Source organism: Flectobacillus longus (assembly GCF_030056705.1).
In the GTDB taxonomy this organism is placed as follows: domain Bacteria; phylum Bacteroidota; class Bacteroidia; order Cytophagales; family Spirosomataceae; genus Flectobacillus; species Flectobacillus longus.
Map to the genome: position 1 here is coordinate 1 of NZ_JASHIC010000013.1, position 26,462 is coordinate 26,462.

General features: G+C 37.1%; 22 protein-coding genes. 9 read left to right on the plus strand and 13 right to left on the minus strand.

What is annotated here, in order from left to right; translation table 11 throughout:
* Window positions 1–210: 210 nt before the first annotated feature.
* Complete coding sequence (locus QM491_RS10695; protein WP_283327488.1) at window positions 211–1,575, minus strand: HAD-IB family phosphatase; 1,365 nt, start codon at window positions 1,573–1,575, stop codon at window positions 211–213.
* A gap of 304 nt (window positions 1,576–1,879) precedes the next feature.
* Between QM491_RS10695 and QM491_RS10700 the strand changes: the two genes are divergently transcribed.
* The 3 genes from QM491_RS10700 (at window position 1,880) to QM491_RS10710 (ending at window position 5,310) form a co-directional block, all read left to right on the plus strand.
* Complete coding sequence (locus QM491_RS10700; RefSeq protein WP_283327489.1) at window positions 1,880–2,572, plus strand: hypothetical protein; 693 nt, start codon at window positions 1,880–1,882, stop codon at window positions 2,570–2,572.
* A gap of 315 nt (window positions 2,573–2,887) precedes the next feature.
* Window positions 2,888–4,291: a class II fumarate hydratase gene (fumC, locus tag QM491_RS10705; RefSeq protein WP_283327490.1), complete on the plus strand. Its 1,404-nt coding sequence runs from the start codon at window positions 2,888–2,890 to the stop codon at window positions 4,289–4,291.
* 188 nt (window positions 4,292–4,479) lie between these two features.
* Window positions 4,480–5,310 (plus strand): inositol oxygenase family protein, encoded by an 831-nt coding sequence (locus QM491_RS10710; protein ID WP_283327491.1) that lies wholly within the window; start codon window positions 4,480–4,482, stop codon window positions 5,308–5,310.
* A 198-nt stretch (window positions 5,311–5,508) separates the two neighbouring features.
* On the opposite strand, the gene QM491_RS10715 is transcribed toward QM491_RS10710, so the two are convergent.
* From QM491_RS10715 to QM491_RS10755, 10 genes are all read right to left on the minus strand, one after another.
* On the minus strand, window positions 5,509–5,844 hold the full coding sequence (locus QM491_RS10715; RefSeq protein ID WP_283327492.1) for a helix-turn-helix domain-containing protein: 336 nt from the start codon (window positions 5,842–5,844) through the stop codon (window positions 5,509–5,511).
* A gap of 472 nt (window positions 5,845–6,316) precedes the next feature.
* Window positions 6,317–7,138, minus strand: coding sequence for a universal stress protein (locus tag QM491_RS10720; RefSeq protein ID WP_283327493.1), 822 nt, complete (start codon window positions 7,136–7,138; stop codon window positions 6,317–6,319).
* Between the two features lie 221 nt (window positions 7,139–7,359).
* The gene (locus tag QM491_RS10725) at window positions 7,360–8,568 is read right to left on the minus strand and encodes a nucleoside permease (protein ID WP_283327494.1); all 1,209 of its coding nucleotides are present in this window, start codon (window positions 8,566–8,568) and stop codon (window positions 7,360–7,362) included.
* A 332-nt stretch (window positions 8,569–8,900) separates the two neighbouring features.
* The gene (locus QM491_RS10730; protein WP_283327495.1) at window positions 8,901–10,301 is read right to left on the minus strand and encodes a hypothetical protein; all 1,401 of its coding nucleotides are present in this window, start codon (window positions 10,299–10,301) and stop codon (window positions 8,901–8,903) included.
* An 11-nt stretch (window positions 10,302–10,312) separates the two neighbouring features.
* Window positions 10,313–11,203 carry a hypothetical protein gene (locus QM491_RS10735; protein ID WP_283327496.1) on the minus strand — a complete coding sequence of 297 codons (891 nt, stop codon included), beginning with the start codon at window positions 11,201–11,203 and terminating at the stop codon, window positions 10,313–10,315.
* Window positions 11,204–11,347: 144 nt separating this feature from the next.
* Complete coding sequence (locus QM491_RS10740) at window positions 11,348–12,376, minus strand: hypothetical protein (RefSeq protein ID WP_283327497.1); 1,029 nt, start codon at window positions 12,374–12,376, stop codon at window positions 11,348–11,350.
* 612 nt (window positions 12,377–12,988) lie between these two features.
* Window positions 12,989–13,201, minus strand: a complete 213-nt coding sequence (locus tag QM491_RS25535; RefSeq protein ID WP_374761252.1) for a PIN domain-containing protein — start codon at window positions 13,199–13,201, stop codon at window positions 12,989–12,991.
* A gap of 155 nt (window positions 13,202–13,356) precedes the next feature.
* Window positions 13,357–13,566, minus strand: a complete 210-nt coding sequence (locus QM491_RS10745) for a hypothetical protein (protein ID WP_283327498.1) — start codon at window positions 13,564–13,566, stop codon at window positions 13,357–13,359.
* A 103-nt stretch (window positions 13,567–13,669) separates the two neighbouring features.
* The gene (locus tag QM491_RS10750; RefSeq protein WP_283327499.1) at window positions 13,670–14,452 is read right to left on the minus strand and encodes a Fic family protein; all 783 of its coding nucleotides are present in this window, start codon (window positions 14,450–14,452) and stop codon (window positions 13,670–13,672) included.
* A 140-nt stretch (window positions 14,453–14,592) separates the two neighbouring features.
* Window positions 14,593–18,015 (minus strand): PAS domain S-box protein, encoded by a 3,423-nt coding sequence (locus QM491_RS10755; protein WP_283327500.1) that lies wholly within the window; start codon window positions 18,013–18,015, stop codon window positions 14,593–14,595.
* Between the two features lie 174 nt (window positions 18,016–18,189).
* Between QM491_RS10755 and rsmA the strand changes: the two genes are divergently transcribed.
* From rsmA to QM491_RS10785, 6 genes are all read left to right on the plus strand, one after another.
* Window positions 18,190–19,005, plus strand: coding sequence for a 16S rRNA (adenine(1518)-N(6)/adenine(1519)-N(6))-dimethyltransferase RsmA (gene rsmA, locus QM491_RS10760; protein WP_283327501.1), 816 nt, complete (start codon window positions 18,190–18,192; stop codon window positions 19,003–19,005).
* A 2-nt stretch (window positions 19,006–19,007) separates the two neighbouring features.
* On the plus strand, window positions 19,008–20,051 hold the full coding sequence (locus tag QM491_RS10765; protein WP_283327502.1) for an AI-2E family transporter: 1,044 nt from the start codon (window positions 19,008–19,010) through the stop codon (window positions 20,049–20,051).
* 374 nt (window positions 20,052–20,425) lie between these two features.
* On the plus strand, window positions 20,426–21,772 hold the full coding sequence (gene mgtE / locus QM491_RS10770; RefSeq protein ID WP_283327627.1) for a magnesium transporter: 1,347 nt from the start codon (window positions 20,426–20,428) through the stop codon (window positions 21,770–21,772).
* A 180-nt stretch (window positions 21,773–21,952) separates the two neighbouring features.
* Entirely contained in the window at window positions 21,953–22,405 is a 453-nt protein-coding gene (dtd, locus tag QM491_RS10775) for a D-aminoacyl-tRNA deacylase (protein WP_283327503.1), read from the plus strand.
* Window positions 22,406–22,440: 35 nt separating this feature from the next.
* The gene (locus QM491_RS10780; protein WP_283327504.1) at window positions 22,441–22,767 is read left to right on the plus strand and encodes a nucleotide pyrophosphohydrolase; all 327 of its coding nucleotides are present in this window, start codon (window positions 22,441–22,443) and stop codon (window positions 22,765–22,767) included.
* Between the two features lie 247 nt (window positions 22,768–23,014).
* Window positions 23,015–23,959 (plus strand): D-2-hydroxyacid dehydrogenase, encoded by a 945-nt coding sequence (locus QM491_RS10785; RefSeq protein WP_283327505.1) that lies wholly within the window; start codon window positions 23,015–23,017, stop codon window positions 23,957–23,959.
* 145 nt (window positions 23,960–24,104) lie between these two features.
* Here the strand turns inward: QM491_RS10785 and QM491_RS10790 are convergent, their stop codons facing one another.
* Together QM491_RS10790 and lpdA are read right to left on the minus strand one after the other, a co-directional pair.
* On the minus strand, window positions 24,105–24,860 hold the full coding sequence (locus QM491_RS10790; RefSeq protein ID WP_283327506.1) for a hypothetical protein: 756 nt from the start codon (window positions 24,858–24,860) through the stop codon (window positions 24,105–24,107).
* A gap of 196 nt (window positions 24,861–25,056) precedes the next feature.
* Complete coding sequence (lpdA, locus tag QM491_RS10795; RefSeq protein WP_283327507.1) at window positions 25,057–26,460, minus strand: dihydrolipoyl dehydrogenase; 1,404 nt, start codon at window positions 26,458–26,460, stop codon at window positions 25,057–25,059.
* Window positions 26,461–26,462: the final 2 nt, after the last annotated feature.

Sequence of the window (26,462 nt, forward strand, 5' to 3'; positions counted from 1 at the left end):
GATAGTTATAGATCTTTGTTAAATCGCTTCGACACAACGATTTCAAGTTGGATGGGGTTTAACTTTATAGCATTCATTATCATGGCAATTAAGAAAATTAAAAAGTCAAGATGACTTCATTCTATGTTGGATTTCGGAAATGGAAAATACTATTTTAAGTTTTATTTCATTTCCGAAATCAGAAATCCCAAATCCACAATAGTTTATAACTTACTCTACGTACGCCAACATCGGCTCAAAACTTCTTTCTCGAAGCACCACATCGGCTACTAATTCTAAAGCAGGATGACTGGCACAAAACGAAAAACCTAGTCCTGCTTTTTGTACCATACACATATCGTTTTCGCCATCACCAATCACCATTATCTCATCGAGTGTTAAACCTAAAGATGCTGCAATCTTAGTAATTACATGATTTTTACAATAATCATGTTTGCATTTAGCATCTTTATGTCTAAAAAAGGCTGAAGGAATCTTTACCTCACCAGTGGTATGCCCCCTCCAAAACTCTAGGTCATTAGCCATCGTAAAATCTAGTTGAAATCGGTGCATCAAGTGATTCGTTACCAAGCTATAGCTATCGCTTACAATTCCAATCACACAACCTTTTTGCTTCAATGCCAGAATCGTTTGTTCAAAATCTGGTGTTATTGGAATCATATCCAACACCTCGATAATTTCTGCAATGGTTCGTCCTTTCATCAATTTGGCAATCTCTTTAGTTCTAATTACAGGATTCACATACTCAAGAGCAATTTTTCGCAGGGCTTTCTCAAAGCCAAAATGCCGAGCGGCGGTTTGAATAAAACTATCAGCCAAAATAGTCCTGTCCATATCAAATACCACAACCTTGTGTTTGAGTGTAGGATTTAGTTCTACTCTTAAACCACTAATTACCGATTGGTGTGGGGTAATTAAACAAGCCATATCAGCCTCGGCACGATTCATAATGGCGCGTGTTACTTCTCTTGCCATATTTCCCAGCGATTGTAGAGGCTTCATTTTATTTTCTACATATCCAATATTTACTTCCGTAATTCTGGCACTAGCGTGATACATATCTATAAGCAAACCAATATCTACCCCATAATCATTTTCAAAAATGATATTCTCCAAAAAGCTTCTCTTACCCGAAACAATTCCGCTCAATGGTTGCGAAAATTGATTTAATTCTGGAAAATATATATCCAATAAAGGCTTTGCCAGCAACTCAGTTACCCGCCCCGCCTGCCTATCAAAGCATGATTTTACAAAATCAGTATTTCCTTCTAACAAAGGATTAGCCATCAAATCCACTATATTTTCAGGATAGGTCGGAATATCCGCATCCAAAAAGACCAAATAATCTCCTGTTGCCAACTTTACACCTTCTTGCATCGATATACCCTTGCCTTGCTCAGTACTTCCGATTACACAAGCACCCGAAAGCAATGCTACCGACACAGTATTATCAGTCGAATTATCGTCTATAACCAAAACTTCTTTTGTGAGGTTAGAGTTAAAGGCTTTTCTGATTACTTCCGAAATCGTAGCCTCTTCGTTCCAAGCAGGTATTACTACACTTACATTTTTCATAAATTATTTATTTTAAGTGACATAAAACTGTTTCCTCAAAAGAACCATTTTACATTACATACACCTTACATAGGGATTAGAATAGCCTTAAAGCTACAGTGCTATACAATTCTAATAAATTTCTAATCTTTTACTAATGATTTGCTGATACTTGACTTGTAAGTTTGTAGTACAAAATACACGTTATTCTAACATTAAAAATTAGAGTAGTTTTTTAAACAATTATACTTTTTTCAAAAAAATACAATTGCCTATGGACTAAGCGTTTACTATTCTTTACTTAGAAAATATAAAATTTAAGCTTATGAATATTAAACGAATAAGCCTTGCCTGTGTCCTATTTATGGGACTTGCTCAATGTAATTGGAGTTTTAGTCAAAAAGTTAGCGAAAGTATATACGAGGGCAAACCCGTACTTAGCTCAAGTACCAAAGGGGCAAAAAAAAGCCTACAACAAGCATGGTCAGACTATTTAGAAAATAGCTACCAAGCAAAAACTAAACGCAGAAGCAATAAAGTTATCGCCGACAACGTTGTTTTTAGTGATATCAATACTGCGACTGTAAATAGTATATTATATGTTGAAGAAAGTAGAGTGGAGAAAGGAATATTTAATGTATATTTGTACACAAACACAGTAAGTGAAAAAGCCTCGAGTCAAACCTATACTCCAGAGGAAGTTTTGAAGCTTTCAAGCAATTTAGAAAACTTCTTATCACGCTACCAGTACAATTACCTTTCTGGCCTTTTGCAAGAAGATAGCAAATCTTTAGAGAAAAGTCAGAAAAGTCTCAACAAACTCCTAATCGCAAACACAAAACTTGAAAAACGCATTGAGCGTTCATTGCGGAGCATTGCCAAAACGCAAGAACAAATAGATGCTGATAAGAAATCAATAGAAGAAAACAAAGCTAAAGTGGCTGATTTGCAGCAACAAATCAACCAACAACGCTCAAAGATATTGGATCTCGAACAAACACGAGACCAAAAGAACTAATTTAGTTAAGGTGAAAAAAGTGGAACACCACTCTCTTGTTTTTAATTAAACAAGAGTTATAATCCCAGGTAAATATATGGTTACCTGGGATTTTTGTTTACTCAAATATAGGGATTTTCTACTAAGTAAAAACATTTGATAAGTAGTTTTTTTGCAAAACATCCCGAAAAATACCCCTCTCGTCGCACCTATCGATTTTTACCACAAAAAAATAAAAATCATTCTTATTCAACTCATTTGTAGTGTACCTTTGCGTGATTTATTCTTCCTATAACGCAAGTTTAGCGAAACCAATTACCAATTCTCAATTTGACAATGGAATATAGAATAGAAAAAGACACGATGGGTAAGGTGCAAGTACCTGCCAACGTTTACTGGGGTGCTCAGACCCAACGTTCAATTATGAATTTCCCGATTGCTCAGGACATCAACAAGATGCCGAAGGAAATCATCAAGGCTTTTGCATACCTTAAAAAAGCAGCAGCGTTTGCTAACTTCGACGCTGGTGTATTGCCTGAAGAGAAAAAAAATCTTATCGCTCAAATATGTGACGAGATTCTTGAAGGTAAACTAGATGACCAATTCCCATTAGTGGTTTGGCAAACTGGTTCGGGTACTCAATCAAATATGAACTGCAACGAGGTAATCGCTTACCGTGCTCACGTAGTAAATGGAGGTTCATTGCTTGACGAACAAAAATTTGTTCATCCAAATGATGACGTAAACAAGTCACAATCTTCAAATGATACTTTTCCTACTGCAATGCACATTGCAGCCTACAAAATATTATTGGAAGTAACTATTCCGGGTATTAAAAAACTTCGTGATACACTCGATGCCAAAGCTAAAGCTTTCAAAGATGTTGTAAAAATCGGCCGTACTCACTTCATGGATGCTACTCCATTGACTTTGGGACAGGAGTTTTCGGGATATGTATCTCAGCTTGACCATGGTTTGCGTGCCATCAACAACACCTTGGCTCACTTATCTGAATTGGCATTGGGTGGTACTGCTGTAGGTACTGGTATCAATACACCAAAAGGATATGATGTAAATGTAGCCAAACATATTGCTGACCTAACAGGTTTGCCATTTGTTACTGCTGAAAATAAATTCGAAGCTTTGGCAGCACACGATGCTATTGTTGAAGCACACGGTGCCTTGAAAACTGTGGCGGCCAGCTTGATGAAAATCGGTAACGATATTCGTATGTTGTCGTCGGGTCCTCGTTCGGGTATTGGCGAAATCTATATTCCAGACAACGAGCCAGGTTCATCAATTATGCCAGGAAAAGTAAACCCTACTCAATGCGAAGCCATGACTATGGTAGCAGCTCAGGTAATGGGTAACGATGTGGCTATCAACATTGGTGGCTCGATGGGTCACTTTGAATTAAACGTATTCAAGCCAGTAATGATTTATAACTTCTTGCACTCAGCTCGTTTGATTGGTGATGTTTGTGTTGCCTTCAATGACAAGTGTGCTGTGGGTATTGAGCCATTACACGAAAATATCAAAAAACACGTAAACAACTCGTTGATGTTGGTAACTGCTTTGAACACAAAGATTGGTTACTATAAAGCTGCTGAGATTGCTCAAACAGCTCACAAAAACGGTTCAACATTGAAAGAAACTGCTATTGCTTTGGGTTACTTAACTGCTGAAGAATTTGACCAGTGGGTGAAACCTGAAAACATGGTTGGCGAAATCAACGTGTAGTCCATTTTCATAGTATTTTTCTAAGAAAAGCCTCAAATCATACCTGGTTTGGGGCTTTTTATTTGTACTTTATTTTGAAATCGATTTCACGAAATATTTCATGATTTTTCAAAAAATCTTCAGTAGCTTAGTATAAAATATTCCTTTTCGGTGAAAAACAGGTAAATAAACAAGAAAAATATCATACCATGGAAGATGTATTAGTTAAAGAAAAATCTGAGTTTCGTAACTACGACCAAGGCGACATTACCGCTGCTGTAAAAGAGCATTATCGCAAAATGCGTACAAGACAAACCTACGATTATGTGCAGGCAATGAAAAAGAAATACCTTACTTTCGACAAGCCAATGCACTTGTGGGAAGCTATGGAAAAATTGAATGCCTTGATTGATGTAAGCGACCCAGATTTGAATTTACCTAACGTACAACATTTGCTTCAGTCGGCAGAGGGGATGCGTGCCGAAGGCCGTCCAGACTGGATGCAACTGGTGGGATTGATTCATGACCTTGGTAAGGCTATGTACCTTTGGGGTTCGGATGAAGATGGTACTTCACAAGCAGAACAATGGGGCTTGGTGGGCGATGTTTTTGTGGTAGGTTGTAAGTTTCCTGATTCTTGTGTTTATCCTGAGTTCAACGAATTGAATCCAGATATGCACGACGAAAGATACAATACCGAACTGGGTGTATATGAAGAAGGTTGCGGTCTTGACAATTTGCATTTAGCATGGGGACATGACGAATATTTATATCAAGTTTTGAAAAACCATAAAGACAACACTATACCCGAAGAAGGTATGGTAATGGTGCGTTATCACTCATTTTATCCTTGGCATACAGGAGGTAGTTATACAAAGCTATTAAATGAAAAAGACGAGCAATACAAAGAGTGGATTAAGGACTTCAATCAATACGATTTATATACAAAATGTCCAAAAATTTATGACCTCAACGAAATGAAAGAATACTATTTGCCAATTGCAGAAAAGTATCTTGGCTCGGGTCCTATTTATTGGTAATAGGTGCTAGATAAGAAGATTTTATAACTGACACCCAATTTGCTATTTTGTCAAAAAGCACAAAAGTCAAACAAAATCTTGTTTGACTTTTGTGCTTTTTGACTGACTTACAGCGATATACGTCTTTCGATTAGTAATTTTACTGTACAAAACTACTTTTGTCTTCTCTTTTATTTCCAAAAAATAATATTTTTTGGATTAGTCTTCGCTTTCAATCAACTTAGCTAATAATTTAGCTTGCAATTCTATAATCTTGCGTTGCATATCCAATACTTCCTCTGTTTTCAACACAACATATCCTGCTTGTGTTTCTTGTACATCAGAAATATTTTGGATTTCAGATTCTCCCATCAAATAAGCAACAGTGACGTTTAGCGTGCGCGCCATACGTATCAATTGGGAATACTTAGCATCATTACGATTAAGAATGGCATGGAGTGTTGCCTCCGTAATATTAGATTGAATAGCTAATTGAAGAAGAGTCATCCCCCTCTCAGCGATTAGTACCCTGATTCTATCTTCAACTCGTTTCATAGTGCGTTGTGTGTTTTCATTAAAAAAGTTTTAAGATAAGTATATAAGATTTCAGAATTAAAGGGCGACTGTATTATTAGTGGAATAAATAATCAGTTACATATTGTATTATCTCTTAATCTCTCAATAAATCTACCATCTGAACTATTTACCCGATTTGTCTTAGGGAAAAGTAGCTTGTATTTTTTATACGTTGGCGAACACAAATATAAAAAAAAAAATTATCAAGCTAGGCTTGCTGAACAAAAAAAGGATATATGTACTTACATATATTTTTATACAATTCTAAGAGCTTTTAAAAATACTAGAATACTTTGATAAAATCAGACAGAACTACAACTTTATCATTAGTAAATGAATTAATAAAGAGCCCTTCTGAATTTAGATTCTGAAGGGCTCTTACTTGTAAAGAAGGTATAGATTATAATAATGGTATGGGTATATTTGATATTCTAAGAGTTATTTATCCTAATTATGACAGTGTCATGACTGGGATATCGGAATGATTGACTATATCTTCGGCAATACTTCCTTTGAACCAATGTGCCAATCCTGTGCGACCATGTGTGTACATTAAAATAAGGTCAGCTTTAATTTTATGAGCACTATCCAAAATTCCCTCTTCGATATTGGCTCCATCCCAAATATCAAAATGGTAGTTTTTTAATTTGAGCTTGTTAGCCACTTTCTTCATTTCCCCTTTGAGTTGTTCATAATTGATTTGTTGCATGGCGGTATCAACATACACAAAATGATACTCTACTTCGGGCATATTAAGCCATTTAAAAGCCTTCTTGATAAAATCAGTATTCTCCATATCTGTTGCTACCAATACCTTTTTTAACTGATAATCTTGTTGTTCTCCTTTAATTACCAACACCGGACAGTTGGCATGACGAACAATAGATTCAGAATGTGACCCTCCAAACATTTCTTTGATGCCAGTAGCTCCTGTAGAGCCCATCACAATCAAATCTGCCTTATGTTTGAGCAATGTCGACTCAAAATTCTCGACACTTTCTTCTACAATAGCTTTTATATTCAAGCCCAAAAACTTAGTATTAGTAATTACTGATTCTAATTCTTTTTGAGCATCTTCCAAAACACCTTTCCAAGCTGTATCAAAAGGAACCGCCACACCCATCGAATAATACGTTCCTAAGCTTGCTGAAGGAAATATTTTGACTTGTAATAACGTAATTTCAGCACCATTATGTCTTGCCAAATCGGCTGCTACATCCAATGCTTTTAATGAAATTTCACTAAGGTCGGTTGGCACAAGAATCTTTTTCATAGCTGTATCGTGTTTTGTTTTGTTACGGTTTGGTTTCCTTTATCGGACTAAGAAAATCGCCTCAATCTCTGTTCTTTCTTATTTCCTTTTTCCTTAACAAATTTTACCCAAAAAACTGAAAATCAACATGATAAGCATTGGCAACTTTCCTGATTATAATCAAAACAAAAGCCCTCAGAATACATTGATTCTGAGGGCTTTCGGCTATATCTTACTAGGTTTTACGCTGCCTTAGTTTTGTTTTCACTAAAGAATACAATAAACAATACCAAAACAACTGCCGCAATACCCGCAGGAACCATCCAAACCGATGTCCAATCATGCGTAACTGCACCCGAAGCATCTGTTGTAGAGAATTTATCCAACACAATACCTGAGATTTTTGAACCAATACCCATACCAATACCGTAAGTTGCTAAGGTAATTAATCCTTGTGCTGAGTTCTTGATTTTGTCACCAGCTTTGTTATCTGTATAGATTTGACCCGTTACAAAGAAGAAGTCATAACATACACCATGCAACACGATGGCTAAATATAAAATCCATTCTGAGCTAATACCATCACCGTAGCCAAAGCAGACAAAACGAATAATCCATGCGACTAATCCAACAATAAGCATTTTTTTGATACCAAATTTTGACAAAGCAAATGGAATCAACAACATAAAGAATACCTCCGATACTTGTCCCAATGACATTTTGTTTTCAACGCTACTCATGTGCGATTCTGTCAACGAAAGGTTGGCGTGAGCATAATAGAATGACAATGGGATACAAACTAATACCGATGCAATAAAGAAAATGGCATACGAACGGTCTTTGAACAAAACGAATGCTTCAGTACCTAAAATTTCACCTAATGAAGAAGCTTTGGTTGTTGCTTTTGGAGGAGTATCAGGTAAAAAGAAAGCAAAAATACCTAAAGCTAAAGACGTAAACATTGAGATTTGGAAAATAGTAACCTTGTCACCAATGGCATAATACCCTACAATATTGGTTACAGCAATCCAAGCAATCGTACCCAATACACGAATCGAAGGGAATTCTTTTTCAGGATTTTGCATTTGGTTCATGGCAATCGAACTCGAAAGTGCCAAGTTTGGTGCAAAAGACAAGGTATAAGCCAAAATGTACCAGAAAAACGCATCTGGATCTTTCGTCTGAATTAAGAAATAAAGTATCGCTGCACCAATGATATTGAGCACACCCATTACTTTTTGTGCAGAGAAGTATCTGTCAGAAATCATTCCCACAAAAAATGGGGCAATAATAGAGGCAATAGAAAAAGTGGCGTAGGCATTACCTGTCTGGTCACCGCTAGCACCAAGTCCAACGATTAGGTATTTACCCATTTGACCATACCATGCTCCCCATGTAAAAAACATTAGGAACATCATAACCATCAATTGAATTTTTGTAGTAGTACGCATTGTTATTTTTTATAGTTTTTGTTGGATAGAGGAGACTGCATTGGGTGTACGCTTGTACAAACTCTTTTCTCCTATTCTTCAAATATACTATTTGAGCACGATTTATTTATATGGATTTGGAGAATACAAGACAGGAATCATGGAAATGTATAATTGTGGATAGTTTATGAGTTTGAAAACTCATAAAAAAGTAAGTCCAAGTCTGACGACTTGAACTAGTTATTCATAAAAAAACTACCCCAAGTTTGAAGACTTAGGGTAGTTTTTTATGAATAACTCTTCCAATCAGTGGGTGAATAAATTCACCCACTGATGTGATATGACGACCTCCCCTATTGGGCTGAAGGAATATTCTTTAAGGAAGTACAAATCACTTTATCATCCTTAAAACATGCTGGGTTTCTTTTTATCAGTTCGGCTTTGTAGGCGAGCTTTTGATTACCATATATGCTAGTTATATCTGTTTTGTTTTTGGCAAAAATCAAATTCACTACGCTATCTGCCGTTTGATTCTGAATCATACTATTTTTGAAAGTATAGGCTATATCTTTTTCTTTCAGAACTGATTTGGGCAATGGATTCAAAGGTGGAATTTCTACCTTCGGGGGTACTACTGGAATGGGCGTAGGTGGTGCTGGTGTTACTGCTACAGTTGGAGTCGTAGCAACAACATTATATCGCTCATATTCTCGGTAACCCGCATATCCACAGGTAAGCAGCAAGATGATAGACAAGCCTCTCCAAAATTGATATGAGCTTAGTATGGAAGAATCCTCCTCCTCAGGATAACTGATGTCGGGGGATTCGAAGGGATTATCAGTTTTGGGCTTGCTGCTGGATAATTGTTTAAGTTGTGCTTTCAACTCATTATACTTTTTGACTAAATCGTTGTGTTCGGCAATGAGCTTATTTTGATTGCTTTGTTTCTTTAAAATAGACATATCCCAATTTCTTGGGGTGATTTCTTCGGGAGTGTTCTTTTCAGGTGAAGTATTTTTATTTTTCTGAAAAGAAGGGTTTTTACTTTTCTGTTGTTCAAAACGTTCTATTTCCTTCGCTGCTTTTCTTTTTTCTATTTCTGCTAAAAATTGCTCAGAATTGATAAAAGTATACAGTCCCTTTTCAATTACATAATTGGCAATATCAACCGAGTCGGTGAAATAAATGGTATCAAAATCGCTTAGTAAATAGGCACTTTTTTGTAAAAACAGATTTAATTCAGACGTCAAATCACAATAAACTACCAAAAAACTATTTCTTGTTTTTTGAAATAAAGTGGCGTCTAAAGCCTTGAAATTCAGGTCAAGCTTATTGAGATCTTTGGGCTCACGAACAATCAACTCGTCGGAATGCTTCACTTGAAGCACATTGTTGATAATATTACGCTGTTCGGCGATAATATCAGCATGAAACTCGTCGAGACATGAAATTACCAAAGGCTCTTCGCAATTGGTGTTGAAAAAAGTAATACTCGACCCAATAAAAGTGCCTCCTCTATCGGAATGCTGTTCGCGTGCAAACGAATATTGAGTATAAGATAAAGCTTTGGCACCGTTGGCAACTTCTTTTCTAATCGAATACAAATTTGCCTTTGGGTAAATCGTAATCGCATTGGTATTGAGGTCAAATGACTTCAAATAGCGAGAGTTCGGGTTATTTAAAAAAAAGGTTTGTTTAAATCCGTTAGGAATACCAAAGGTCCCAAAAGCTAATAAATCAATCGAAGTGGACATAGTCAAGTGGTTTATTTGCCAAAAAATCTTTCCCAGAATGTGCCTTCATAGTTGATATCGACACCCACAATGCTACGATACAACCATTCGGACAATACTTTTGCAGTTTGGAGGTTCAACTTAGTTAGTCGCTCCTCTCCTATCGAGTTTTTCTCGATATGTCCGATTGTATAAAAAGATTTATTTAAGCCATAAGTATCCATTCTTTGACTAGTCATAGGCATACGATCACGAATAAAATTATCAAGCTGTTCGACACTCGACACACCCATAGAGCCCGACTTATCCCATTTGGATACGACTAGAATAGCATTGACTGATTTCAGACTTTTTCCTTTTCTTTCGAGTTCGTTCAAAAAACTCATCATCAAAGCATCATCATTATGTGCCGTGTCATAATCCGTAACCAAAATAAAATTAAGAGGAATATTGGCATTCAAATATTCATCGATACTACTATGGTAATTGCCTCCACGACGAATTTCGTAGTGGTTTTCGCCAGAGGTTTCCAAAAAAGTCAGCTTGATAGGTGGTACTTTTTTTGATTTATTATTAGGTTCAAATATCAAATCAATACGTGTCACACGGTCACGAGTGGTACGATTGGGTAAGACCCCTTTTCGGATATTATCCAAAAAATCAAATAGTAAAACCTCTGCTTCTTTGCTATTGGGCGTATCAAGTTTGGGACGTAAAACACCAGCCTGTGAACTTAAATAGTACAACATCGAAGACAAAATCACCGACTTCCCACTTTCGGCAGTACCAAAGAAAAACACAAAATTACTATCCTGCATCTGTATCGAAGGAGACGTAGTTTGCGCCATAGGTACAAAATCGCTGTCGTTATCCATTGACGATTTGGTACTGATGGGAGTTAATATTTTTTTATCGTTATTCATGGTGAAAAATTAAGTTAATATCACTCGCAATAAGCATTAGGCTTTATGCCCTATTAGCGTTTAGCTTTCAGCTGTGGGCATTCAGCAAAGATATATCTGTGATTAACTCTTTGCCTAGTGCCTGTTGCCTATTACCTAAACATTCTAGTTATTCGGAATCAATACATTTCCACTTCTTTTGTGGGTAAATACACTTCCGCCATTGTTATTATTATCGCCTGGTTTAGTAACCAATAGCAAAATAATAGGAATGATAAAATCTAGAAGAATACAGCCTAACAACACGACCAACTGATATACGCCAAAGTTTTGAACCGCATGGTCGAAAGCATAACCGATTTTGCCAATATCTTGCGTATTTGATTCTTTAGGCTCAAATTTGAATTTTTCTTCACCTAAAATATTGGTGGCTTTTTGTCCAAGCTTGTTGTATTCTGCCAAAGATTGATCAATAACGCCTTGTGCTTGTTCGTCTTTGTCCTTTTTAGGTAGTAGTAATATCTCCTGAATCTTATCGCTCCATTTTTTAGTAGCTGCACTCAAGTCTGTTTTTAACTTTGCTTCCTCTGGCGAAAGGTCAGAAACGATACCATCTATTTGTCGACCCATACGGTCAGCCAAATCGGCGTAGTCATTACCTACAGGACGAAGAATATCAACTTTTTGACCCAATAATTTTTCCAAATCCTTTATCAACATACGAGCACGATTTCCCATCCCTGGGTTTCCTTTATCCTGAATCTGCTCCACTAATTGCTTTTTCTTGGTCTCTACATTCTGAGCAGTCGCTTTATCATATTTATAGTTAAATTTTGAATTCACATCCGCTTCTAGCTTATCGAAACGAGCATTAATATCACGTAATTCAGCAGTATAAATATCGGTACGCATAAAACGTGTGTACAAGGCATTGAAGTTTGCCATAAAGCAAAATAGCGCAATAAACGAGTACACTGCCATTAATTTGCCTGTTGGGCGACCAGTAAGTTTGGCTTCACGAAGCAACCAACATAGGTAAAGTAACAACAGGGACAATGCAAGCGAAATGACGATAGCCGCATGACCAAAAATCTGCTCCAATCCTTGCCAAGTTTGATAAAAGCTCACACTTACCAATAGTAGTGCTAAACCTCCCAAGAATAAATCAGACGCAGTGATTCTTTGATTTCCCATAAATTTTGACTGTTTGAATTGTAAAATTTCACCTATTACAAAGTGAACCAAGTTTATTTTGTTTGATTGAAAAGATGCTATCCATTAATAGTACAATTGTTATTAGGAGTCACTCAAGGTCAAAGAGTTAAGTCTCCGATTTGGCACAAAAACACTACTTTATTTCTTGTAGGACAAAATGGATAGTTGGCGATAGTATAACGTCTGATGCTTCGAAAAATTGGTTGAATTTCAGAAGAATACAAAACCCGTTACATAGGTCTAAATTAGGCGTTGCCCAAAGACTGTTATACAATTAAATGATGTATGCCAATAAATGCTCGTTGGATGGTAAAATGACTAGCTCAACATTCGGAGTACATTGAATATTGTTAGAAAATGCTGGAAGAAAAGAGATATTGGAATAATATAGATACATAATTATACAAGAGATAAACGTGAATAGTCGACAAATTGATTTATCTCTAAATATAACGCCAGTCAGCCCCTCAAAGGCATAGGTAAGATAAGGTTTGGGATGAATTTAGGGTTTTATGGGGTGAAATGGTGATGTCTCATCGATACATTCATTATAATCCTTATTTCTCCAAATAAGAACTATTGTATCTTTTGTTATATGGAATAGGGATCAATAACATTTAATTCAGGTATATTATCGAACCCTTTATCATTTGTTATGAGAGTAAGATTATAGACAATAGCTGTTGCTGCAATAATTGCGTCAGGAGTTTTTATCTTGCGACTTCTTCTTAGTCGTACACATCTTGTTATAATATCTTGGTCTAAGTCCAGAATTGTAGCATCAGAGATAAATTCTTTAATGATAGCGTCCTTCGTCTTATCCTCGCTTACTCAAGAAAGTGCTTCAATTTGAGTAATTACAGAAATCCATGGGGTTTTGTCAAATACCTCTGCCAAAAACTCCATACCTACTTCACTAAGAGATTCTGAAAAAAAGCTAGAAATTGCGTTGTTATCAATCAAATACCTTTCCATTCATTTCTCATTTCCTGTGTATGACTATTAAAACTTTGAGCGTCTTCTTTTGTAAAAACGCCTCGATATTTATCTGAAAGCTTTGATTCTTTGGTTCTCGTTTCCAAGACCTTTATCAAATGCAATTCCTCTAACTCATGTAGAAGACCTAATGCTTTTGGATTGGTTATTTCGATCAGTAAGGTATTATTCATATTAGTATCAATTTGTATCTAATATAGTGAAAACTAAAAGAATATAAAACGGATGATTATCATTCTTTGTTGCTATCTCGCTATTTACAAATACTTATCACTATTAATTCAAAATACTATTAGGCAACATTTGTAGAAAAGGTAATGCTTGAGCGTAATCTAGTTCTGTATATTCTAAACCTAATAATCTTATATTTTGATAATAGGTATTATGATACTGATAATAGTGTTTTTCGGATTGAATAAACCATGATTTCTCTCCCAAAAATTGTGCTAAAAACCATTTTTCTAATAGCCTCGCACTTCTCCCATTGCCGTCATTCCAAGGATGGATTTTGACAAAAACTAAATGCACCATACTGGCAAAATAAAATACCTCTTCAAAACTTAAATTTTGCTTAAGCAAATTATCCAAGTCTTCATAAAATAGCTCTAACTCTCTATTCACAATAAAGGGAGAGGCAGACACATACTCTATTCTACCATCGGAGGTAGTTACATACATATTTTGTGTGCGCACTCGACCGTGATAAGCTTCCGATAGAATGTGTTTACTAAGCAACTGATGAACGATTTGGATATGCTCCTGAGTCATCTCATGATTCTTGGCATAGGTATAGGCATTATACAAATCATCAATCTTTTTCGTGTAATCAGGCAAAAACTCTAAGCCAAATCTTTTGTACTTGATATAGGAATCCAACTCTATTTCCTCCCCTTCTATTTTGCTAGAAAACACGGAAGATACTGAGGTATAAAAACTAAAAGCATCTGTTGATATTTCGGCATCGTGTAACTGTTCAAAAGCATAATTGACCTTCGCAGGAAAGGATTCAAGATATACTTCTAACAAATCTGTTGGGATGATTTTCAGTTGATTTTCCATAGTTCAACAATTTTCAAGATATAGCACAAAGGTATTACCGTTCATATTGTCTTCCTAAATAGCATGAATCATTTTGAGTATCTCTGCTTCAAATAAAAAACTGCACAAGTCTTTAAGTTCTTATGCAGTTTTAATAATTACTAGTTTAGCTTTTTGTAGGCTTCTTTGAAATGCTCAAATTCGGTTTGTAAAATTTTCATTTCTGACTCAAAATATTGAAAATCACAAACTTTGGCTTTGACTTCAATATGCCTTGTTATTTCATGCAAGCGTGAAGCACCGAGTGTTCCAGAATTGCCTTTGAGGGTATGAAGTTCGCCTTGCACTTTTTTACAGTTATTTTCATAATATCCTTCTATCGCATTTTGGATTTGCTCTTCAGCTTCAGCTTCAAATCCTTCCATAATTGAGGCGACAAATTCCATATCTCCACCCACACTATCTGACAGTTGTTTGATAATGTCGGTATCTATCACTGGGAAAATATCTGATACATGAAAATCCGAAATCAGGGATACTGTTGCATCTTCTGCTTTTGGCTGCTCTGCCACTGGTTCTTCAATTTTTACGGGCACATCAACTTTCACCTCCACTACAGGCTCAGGTTTTATTTCTATAACTTTAGGCTGCTGTGGACGCTTACTGGCATTTCTGTCAATCCATTCTTGTACTTTTCTGACCAAAATTTCTGCCCTGATTGGTTTTGCCACATAGTCATTCATACCTGCTGCTAAGAAACGATCACGGTCTTCTTTCATGGCATAGGCCGTCATGGCAATAATTGGTGGAATATCCATAGGAAGCGCTCTCAAATGCTGAGTGGTTTCGACACCATCCATTTCAGGCATTTGAATATCCATAAAAATCATGTCATACGCACGGTCGAGATGGGAGGCTTCGACCAACTGAATCGCTCGTGTACCGCTATCAGCCGTAATCACTTCACAACCTGATTTGCGTAAAATTTCACTGGCTACTTTACGGTTTGTGGCATTATCATCGACCAACAACAAGTGTGGATGATATTCTTTGAAATGGTTTACTACTTGGAATTGTTCCTCTTTCTTTTTCACCGAAACAGGACTAATATCAGTCTGCTTGATTTCGATAATAAACCAGAATGTACTACCATGTCCCCAGTCAGACATCACACCAATATCTCCTTTCATCAAGCGGCAAAGCTCTTTTGAGATAGCTAAGCCCAAGCCTGTTCCACCAAATGATTTTTTGGTAGAATTGTCTACCTGCTGGAACGCGTTGAAAAGCATTTTAAGATTTTCTTGGGTAATACCGATTCCTGAGTCTTTTACCTCAACCTTAATTCTATTGAATTTACCACGTTTTTCAAGCAAACTTATATTGATATCTACCGTACCATTTTCGGTAAACTTCAAGGCATTTGAGGTAAGGTTTGATAAAATCTGTAGTAAACGAGTTTCATCAGCAATGACATATTCTGGAATATTTGACCCAAAATTGCAATGAATTCGGTTGCCTTTATTAGCAGCAATTTGCGAGAACAACGCCAGTAATCTATCAAATACATCTTTGAATACAATAGGCGCTTCATGCAAGACCATTTTACCAGCCTCGATTTTTGCCAAATCCAAAATATCATTTAAGATATGTAATAGCGTTTCGGATGATTTTTTGATGGTCAATACATAATCCTTTTGCTCCTCATCAAGCGACGTATCATTGAGCAAGTCAATCATACCGATTACGCCGTTCATTGGTGTACGGATTTCGTGACTCATATTCGCCAAGAAACGCTCTTTAACTTTCAACGAACGTTCGGCTTCGTCTTTGGCTTTTACAATATCTTCTTGGTATTTTTTGAGGTCAGTAATATCACGTCCAATACCTGATACTTCTTCAATCATGCCGTTTTTAAGCAAGATAGGGTTCAGGTAAATTTCTACCCATTTCTCTTCTCCTTCTACCGTTTCGAGCTGAATTTCGAAATGTTGCTTTTCTCCCCTAAAAGCTTCTTTGTATCTATCTTCTAGGATTTTGCGGTCTTCTTTGGTCACCATTTGAAAACCTAACTTTTCGGTACTCAAAGTTAATTGAGGGCGAATTTTGATACGATTTTCTAGTAAACGAGAATATTCTTGATTGAAAGAAGTCAGCAACATTTTACGATTAACAGACCACATTAAGTGCGAACTACCTTCAAAAATGGCATTCAAACGAGCTGTTTCACGTGCTAAGGCATCCTCAGCTTGTTTACGAGCAATTGCCAACGCCACCTGCCCCGAAATAAAGTCGAGCAATTCCAAATCTCGTTGCTCATATTTATTTTGACGTTCATACGATTTCACCCCGATAATACCTGTGGTTCTGTCACCAATTTTGAGCGGTACGCAAAGCATGACCTTCGGTACTGTTCCATACAGATAAATCTGTTTAGAACGCCCTAATTCCTCGATTTGCTCGTCATACAACATCAGCGGACGATTGGCAGCAATAGCATATTCTGTCAGACCGTTGCCTAGTTTACGTTTGGTAAAATGTACACGATTGTCAAAATACTCATCGACATAATAGGGGAAATATAAATAGCTTTGCTGAGGGTCGTATTGAGCAATAAAGAAGTTTTTTACATCAATTACTTCGCCTAGTTCTTTATGAATATTGGAATACAAATCATCCAAATTGGTCGAATTGATAGCAGCTTGGGCAATACTTGCATAAAGTTTGGATGCACGCTCGGCACGAACTTTGGCAGTTGAGTTGTGAAAAATACAACGAAATGCAGTGGCTTTATCTCCTTCAAAACGACAGTTTACCGAACCCGACAAATACAAACGACGACCATCTTTGCGACGAAAGACAGTTTCAAAATCAGCAATTTTTTCACCGTTTTTGATTCGTTCAAACTTCTTGAGTGTTTCCTCCGCAAAATCTGGGTGCAATACATCACGAAGGTTGAGACTTGCCAACTCATCGGATTCATAGCCCATTTTTTCTTGCCAAGACTTATTGACATACAAAAAACGTCCCGAAATACTGATGATTTGAATTAAATCGGAGGTATTGTTTACTAAATCCTGCAGCTGCGAATTGGAACGAGAAAGCGCTTCGGCCACCTTTTTGCGCTCAGTAATATCTTCGCCAATGATTGTCAGATATTTTACTTCGTCAAAATCATTAAAAATCACTGAGTTGAGCTCGACATGACGCATTTGCCCATTTTTGGCAAGCATTGTTCTTTCTTTTTGGTCAAATACCCCACCATTTTCCATGGCAGTACCAAAAGCCAAAATACGGGCATTACGCTCCCCTTCTGGAACTAAAAATTCAAAGAAATTTTCCCCAACTAATTCTTCAGATGTATAACCTAATAGTTTGGTAGCATAGCTATTACAAAAAACAATCGTACCATCCTCTTCCAAAATCATCCCGAAGAGGTTCATACTATCGACCGTTTTACGTAAATCAAAAACCGTATTACCAGCTACCGAATGTACTTTTTCGTTACTCTCCAAGACATGAAGTTCTTTCTTGAGGTGACGAATTTCTAAAATTAATTCTTCTTTTGTTTTGTGAGACCAACGCATAATTAATCGGACTAGAGATTAGGAGATTGTAATTAGATAAATCATTCTATTGATTTTCTCGGCATCATTATACCTTAAAAGTACAAAATTCGGCGTAATTTTATGGAATAAATTTACAGTTGCGTCATGTAGTGTGCTTAAGCCCTCTACACGACCAAAAGATACTAGCATAATTTGGACAAGGTAAAAGCAAAAAAGAACTTAGGTCAGCATTTCTTGCGTGACCTATCGGCAGCTCAACGTATCGTGGAGCTGATGTCTTGCCACGGAGGATACAAAAAAGTCCTTGAGATTGGCCCGGGCATGGGAGTTTTAACACAATATTTACTTACCCATAAAGAGTACGAAACATCTGTTGTCGAACTTGACAGAGAATCTGTGGAGTATCTCAAGGTTCATTACCCAGAGCTAACGCCAAGAATTTATTCAGCAGACTTTCTGCGTTTAAATTTGAACGAACTTATGGGCAATGAAATTTTTGGAATCGTGGGAAACTTCCCATATAATATCTCTTCTCAAATCTTTTTTAAGGTTTTAGAAAATAAAGATATGATTCCTGAAATTGTGGGAATGCTCCAAAAGGAGGTAGCAGTACGTATTGCGTCAAAACCTGGTAATAAAGACTACGGTATTTTGAGCGTATTGCTTCAGGCTTTTTATGACATCGAATACAGTTTCTCATTGGGACCAGGGGCTTTTGACCCACCGCCAAAAGTTAACTCAGGTGTAATTCGTTTGCGTCGTAACGGAGTTACCGACTTGGGCTGCGATGAGAAAAAGTTTTTTTCCGTTGTAAAGATGGGCTTTAATCAGCGTCGTAAAACCTTGCGTAATGCCTTGCGTGCTATGCAAATTGCAGATCACCCTTTATTGAACAAACGTGCAGAACAATTGGGCGTAGCCGAGTTTGTACAGCTTACAAACATGATTGGCACCAAAGTTATCGAGAATCCTGAAATAGAAGAATCTGGAGAAGAAGAGCAAGAATAATTATGAAATTTGATATTTTATCCAACACCCTATTAAGACAAATTGCCCTTATTTTGAGTATTTTTTTACTCGGAGGCTTGCTGTTTATACATCTCGATAGCTTTATTCCAGCGCTGTTAGGAGCTTATACGCTTTATATTTTATTAGGAGGTTGGGTAAAAAAAATGGAAGAAAAATGGAAAATGTCCCGTAGTGTCGCAATTACAATTGTGATGTTAGGCTCGTTTTTGATGTTTTTACTTCCGATGTATTTTGTTGGTCAGGTTTTATTTAATAGCCATACACTTGCCTTAGATCAGTACAGTTCGTTCTTTAAGGCAGTAAAAGGTTTTGTCGAACAAATAGAAGTCAAATATCAGGTAAACCTGTTGGATGAAAAATCGCTCGACAAGGTATTTTCATGGATTACCCAAAGTGCAACTCAACTCCTCAATGGGGCTGTTAATGGTGTAACGGGTATTTTCTTGAGTTATCTGATTTTGTATTTCATGCTACGTGAAAGAGAATTGTTAGACAAAACGCTCATTAAAATTTTTCCGCTCAACCAAGAGAACTCCGAACAGCTTTTGGGCGAAGTCAACAAGCTGGTATTTTCCAACGCCATCGGTATTCCTGTGATTGGGATAGTACAAGGCGTTACAGGTTTATTGATTTATTTGATTTTGGGCGTACCCAATGCCGTTTTATGGTTTTTGGTGACTTGTATTGTGTCTATGATTCCTATATTGGGATCAGCACTAGCCTATATTCCAGTATCTATTTTGTTGTTTGCCAACCACGAAAATATCAGAGGTATGATTATGTTACTTTATGGCTTTTTTGTGATTGGTTCGGTAGATAATATTTTTAGAATTTGGCTACAAAATAAATTAGGTGACACTCACCCCTTAATTACGCTTTTTGGGGTAATCGTGGGTGTACAGCTTTGGGGGTTTACAGGACTTATATTTGGGCCTATCTTATTTTCTCTTTTCCTATTGTTGAGCACTTATTATGGAAGAGAGTTTCAGGGTAAGGATGAAAATAACTCTTCGAGTTTAATGTAGAATTGTGGATTTGAGATTTCGGAATTTCCGCTATTAGTCCTGTACGAAAGATTAGTTTTGTATTCAGAACAAAATTGCATTGATACGCTTTAAGACATAAGCCTTAGGCAATAGGCCAAAATGTATTCATTATTTTATTAGAAATACTTTTAGCTTATGGCATATAGCCTAATGCCTATTGCGGGTAAACTAATATAATATCTTTTGTGTAGCCCTACTACATTAAGCGCTATGAGCTAGGCTAAACAGGTTAGCAACATTGTGCCGAATGCCCATATATAGCCAAAACCTCCACTTTGTCTCTTTGTGCCTGTTCTCTTTATCCCTTTATTTAAACTTTTATCACTTCAGCAATGGAATTAACGAATCAACATCTGCCTTTTGAGCTAACGAAAGAGTACCTAGAAAAGATACAGGCAGCCATTTCGGAACATAACAACGAACTTATTCGTACCGAAATGGAAGAGCTATTCCCTGCTGATATTACGAATATTTTGTATGAGCTTGAAGGAGAAGAAGCTCATTATCTTGTTACACTACTCGATACCAAACTGGCTGCCGAAATTATTGTTAATCTCGACCCAGACGACCGTAAAAAGTTCCTCAAAAACTTTACCTCACAGCAAATTGCGGAATATGTTGACTTGCTCGACTCAGATGATGCGGTAGACATACTCAACGAACAGCCTGTGAATGTTCGTGAAGAGGTAATTGCCTTGGTGAGCGACCGTGAGCAAGCTCGCTTTATTATTGACCTATTGCATTATGATGAAGATTGTGCTGGTGGTTTGATGCAAAAAGAATTAGTAAAAATCAATGTAAAGCAAAGTGTAACCGAATGTGTGGAAGAAATCCGTCGTCAAGCAGAAGATGTCGAAAATGTGTATTCGGTATATGTCGTAGATGATGAAGGTACACTTTTGGGAAGGGCTTCGCTCAAAAAAATCATTTTAGCAAAACGAGGCTCTAAGATTGCTGATATTTTTACTGATGATATCGTTTCTGTAAAAACTACTGCTACGGGCGAAGAAGTAGCAGATATTATGCAAAAATACGATTTGGACGCCGTACCTGTTGTCAATATTCAGGGGCGTTTGCTAGGTCGTATTACGATTGACGACGTCGTGGATTTTATCACCGAACAAGCGCATGAAGACGTACAAGCCATGGCGGGTATTTCGGAGGACGTAGAAGAAGATGACTCGGTATGGAAGTTGGTACGTTCGAGACTACCTTGGTTATTGATTGGTATGACAGGAAGCTTTTTAGCTGCCAAGATTATTGGTGTTTTTGATGGCGAAGTCGCAAGAACTCCTGCCCTAGCCGCCTTTATTCCTTTAATTGGTTCAACGGGCGGTAATGTAGGGATTCAATCGTCAGCTTTGATTGTACAAAGTTTGGCCGATAAATCAGGCATTGATACATCGCTGACAGAGCGTTTGAAAAAAGTTTTATTGGTATCTCTTCTCAATGGACTTATTGCTGCGACATTTGCTTTCTTGGGAACCTTAGTATTAGAGCACGAAAATACCATTTCATTAGTTATGTCACTTTCGATTTTCTCGATTGTAATGCTTGCTTCTTTTATGGGGACTATCACGCCTTTAGTACTTAATCAGTTTGATATTAACCCTGCCGTAGCCTCAGGTCCATTTATTACTACTACCAATGACTTATTGGGTTATGGAGTCTATTTCCTGATTGTTTATATGCTAATATAAACAATCAGGCATTAGGCAAATAGTTTACGCGGACATGCTTTTGTCAAAAGCCCACGGCCGAAAGCCGTAAGCTAAAAGTATAAAAGCATTTCTCATATAATTCTAGAAGCTTTATGCTTGCCTAGTGCCTACGGCTTATTGCCGAAAGCATATTAATTAAATCCCTTTTTCTAAAAATTCATGATTGCAGTTATACAACGAGTATCCGAAGCATCCGTAACGATTGATAACCAAGTAAAAGGTTCTATCAACGCTGGCTTTATGATTTTATTAGGCGTTACCCATACTGATACCCAAGAAGATGTAGAATGGTTATCAAAAAAAATCGTTGGAATGCGTATTTTTTCTGACGAGGAAGGTAAAATGAACCTCGACCTCAAGGCTATTGAAGGAGATATTTTATTAATTAGCCAATTTACGTTGCATGCTTCTACGAAAAAGGGCAATAGACCAAGTTTTATCGAAGCTGCAAAACCTGATATTGCAATCCCTTTGTACGAAAGCATGATTGTTCAATTAGAAAAAGAATTAGGTAAAAGTATACAAACTGGCGAATTCGGGGCAGATATGAAAGTCGCACTCATCAACGACGGTCCTGTGACTATTGTGATTGATTCTAAAAACAAACTATAGGCCTTGGAGTTTAGATAGTAAAAAACCTTGTCAAAATGACCATCAAAGAAGCTCAAGAAACGGTAGACCAATGGATTAAAACCATCGGTGTTAGATATTTTAATGAATTGACCAATATGGCAATGCTAACTGAAGAAGTTGGCGAAGTGGCTCGTATTATAGCACGTCGTTATGGCGAACAGTCAGAAAAAGAGTCTGATAAAAACAAAGACCTTGGCGACGAAATGGCTGATGTATTATTTGTATTGATTTGCTTGGCCAACCAAACAGGTGTGGATTTGACAGCGGCGTTAGACAAAAACCTTGCAAAGAAAACACAAAGAGATGCTACACGCCATCATGAAAATGCGAAATTAAAATAATTTTACCCGCCTTAAGCTCTAGGCTTTATGCGGTAGGCTAAAAGTTAAATAGTATTTCTCATGAAATAATTGAGGCTTTTTTGCCTAATGCCTACGGCTTACAGCATAAAGCGTAGTAAGGCAATTTTATTTTGCATTAATACTTAAGTAAGTGGGTAAAATGAAATTAATTTTTATTGGCTATAGGCAATAGGCATTTTTATATTCATCATTCAAAACTCACCATTCAGCACTCATTCCTATTTCTATGAATATTGTTATTACCGATGGTTTCACTTTGCATAGCAACGACCTTGCTTGGGATTGTTTCAATAGTCTTGGTAAAGTGACTTTTTACGAAAGAACGCCCATTTCTGAGATTGTTGAGCGTTGTAAAGAAGCAGATATAGTTATTACCAATAAAACGCCTTTCTCTGCCGAAACTATCACTGCTTTACCTCAGTTGACAATGATTGCGGTAGCAGCTACAGGTTACAATATCATCGATACACAAGCTACAACAGCAAAGGGAATTATCGTAAGCAATATACCTGCTTATGGAACAGCCTCGGTGGCTCAACATATCTTTGCACTCATATTAGAATTGAGTAATCATGTTGGAAAAAATAGTCAGGCTGTAACCAATGGCGCTTGGGTTTCAGCACAAGACTGGTGCTTTTCTTTGTCTCCTATTATAGAATTAGCAGGAAAAACCTTGGGAATAGTTGGAATGGGACGAATTGGTCAGCAAACGGCGAAGATTGCAGAAGCTTTTGGCATGAAGATATGTTATGCTTCAAGAACGGTAAAAGATGACTTACCCTATTCTACGGTAAACATCGAAAAACTATTTTCGGAAAGTGATTTCATAGCCCTATGTTGTCCATCAACACCCGAAAATATAGGCTTTGTCAACAAAGAATTACTGGCAAAAATGAAACAAACAGCCTATTTAGTAAATGCTTCGAGAGGACAACTCATTCAGGAAAAAGATTTAGCAGAAGCTTTAAAGGAAGGAGTATTAGCAGGTGCAGCGCTCGATGTACTTTCCCAAGAACCTCCCTCAGAAAATAATCCTTTATTGACGGCTCCAAACTGTTTGATTACACCTCATAATGCGTGGATAAGCTTTGAAGCTCGTCAACGTATTGTAGAAATGTTGATGGCTAATATTAAAGGTTTTATTAACGGAACTCCACAGAATGTGGTATAGTAGGCACAAAGTGAAAAAGGCACAGAGGCACAAAGTGGATAGGTAAAAAGGCAAGAAGATGAAAAGTGACAGAGGCACAAAGGGATAAAGTGAAATTTCATTACACTATGTCCCTTTGCTCCTTTGTGCCTCTGCCCCTCCGAAACTAATGCTTCGGCATTTGTTTTTCCTCTACATCTTTATACATTTTATTGCCTAACTCTTTATCGAAATCAGGTTTGTGATATACTGATACTTGGTCAACGATTGGGTTTAGCTTTTGAATTGATGGATGTTTAACATCAAACTCACGATCGCCAGAAATTTGTGAATACTCAGTTTCTGATAATCCACCAGAATTTGTAGAATAGTCATTAAATCGAATATTGATGTCCTTATCTGCCAATTTACCACCTTCCCAGCTTACAACATTTCCACCCAAATCCCAGCCAAGTCCAGTAATGGTAAATGTTTTACCATTTAGAGCAACAACATCTTTCAATGTCATACCTGGTTTCAAGCCCAGTTTAGTAGTCCAAGGCGAACCCTCTGCTGATGGCTTATCATCCTTTAGTTGCAGCCTTACCAGAACATCTCCAATAACTTTATATTCTTTACCGTCTTGCCAATATACTTCAATCTCTTTGGGAGTTCCTGCAAAAATCTTGGTTGCATCAAAAGACCCCTCTCCTGTTTCGATAGTTGCTTTTTTAACAATATTCTCAGCACCAAACTTTTTCACCAAACCCTCATAATCATTACAAGCCAACACATCATCCAAATACAATGCATCGCTTGCTGGCGTAGTAGAATCAGCTTGAGTAACTGCTACAGAATCTGTTTGAGTAGATTCCGAGCCAGACTTAGATTTACAAGAAGCTAATATTGAAATAGTTAAAGCTAATATGGCTATTTTTTTCATGATATTTTTTGTACAAATAGTGATATAATGATGAGTATTCCCAAAACTAAGAAAAAGTCTTGGAGATTCAAATCATTGCAGGTGATTGAGATAGACTTTTCAGATGATTATTGTTTGGTTTTGCTAAAATAAAAAGCCGATGGTAGAACCCATCGGCTTTTCGATATATTAGATGCTAAAATCTTAATTCAGAAGATTAAACATGTAATGCTCTGTTTTCAGTTGCTGCCAAACACGCTTCTTTAAGAGCTTCTGTATAAGTTGGGTGAGCATGTGACATACGAGAAATATCTTCAGCAGAGGCACGGTATTCCATTGCAACTACAGCCTCAGCAATCATATCTGCTGCACGAGCACCAATGATATGAACACCAAGAATTTCATCAGTAGCTTTATCTGCCAACACTTTTACCAAACCATCAGTATCCATTGAAGCAGTTGCACGACCCAAAGCTTTGAATGGGAATGAACCAGCCTTGTAAGCACGACCAGCAGCTTTTAATTCTTCTTCTGTCTGACCAACAGAAGCTACTTCTGGCCAAGTATATACTACACCAGGAATCAAGTTGTAGTTGATATGTGGTTTTTGTCCAGCGATTGTTTCAGCTACAAATACACCTTCCTCTTCAGCTTTGTGAGCCAACATAGCACCACGAATCACATCACCGATGGCGTAGATTCCACCTACATTTGTTTGTAAAGTATGCTCATCCACTTCAAGTTTACCTCTTTGGTCTGTAGCAAGGCCAGCAGCTTCAAGATTCAACCCATCAGTATATGGACGACGACCAATACAAACTAATACATAGTCACCAGTAATAGTTACGTCTTCGTCTTTTGAGTTTTTAGCTGTAACTGTTACATCGTCTCCATTATTAACTACACCAGTTACTTTATGGCTTAGGTAGAAGTCAGCACCCAATTTCTTAATTGATTTCTGCAATTCTTTACCCATTGTTTTGTCCATAGTCGGAATCATAGAATCAGCAAATTCTACAAAACTTACTTTAGCACCCAAACGAGCGTAAACTGAACCTAACTCAGCACCAATAACACCAGCACCAATAACGATAAGATGTTTTGGAATTTCTTGAAGATTCAAAGCTTCTGTTGAAGTAATAACGCGCTTTTTGTCAACAGGAATAAATGGTAAAACAGTTGGTTTTGAACCTGTAGCAATGATGATATTTTTACCAGTAATTTGCTCAGCAGTACCATCAAGTTTAGCAACGTTTACGGTATTTTTGTCAACAAAAGAACCTAACCCGTTATAAACAGTGATTTTGTTTTTCTTCATCAAGAAAGCAATACCATTATTCATTTTCTCGATAACTCCTTTTTTACGAGAAATCATCTGAGACAAGTTAGCTTTCAAGTTTTCAAGCTCGATACCATGCTCAGCAAATGAATGTTGTGCATTGTAGAAATGCTCTGATGAGTCCAACAATGCTTTTGATGGAATACAGCCTACGTTTAAGCAAGTACCACCCAATACAGAGTATTTTTCGATGATGGCTGTTTTTAAGCCTAATTGAGCCGAACGGATGGCAGCTACATAACCACCAGGACCTGAGCCTATTACTATTACGTCGTATTGCATAC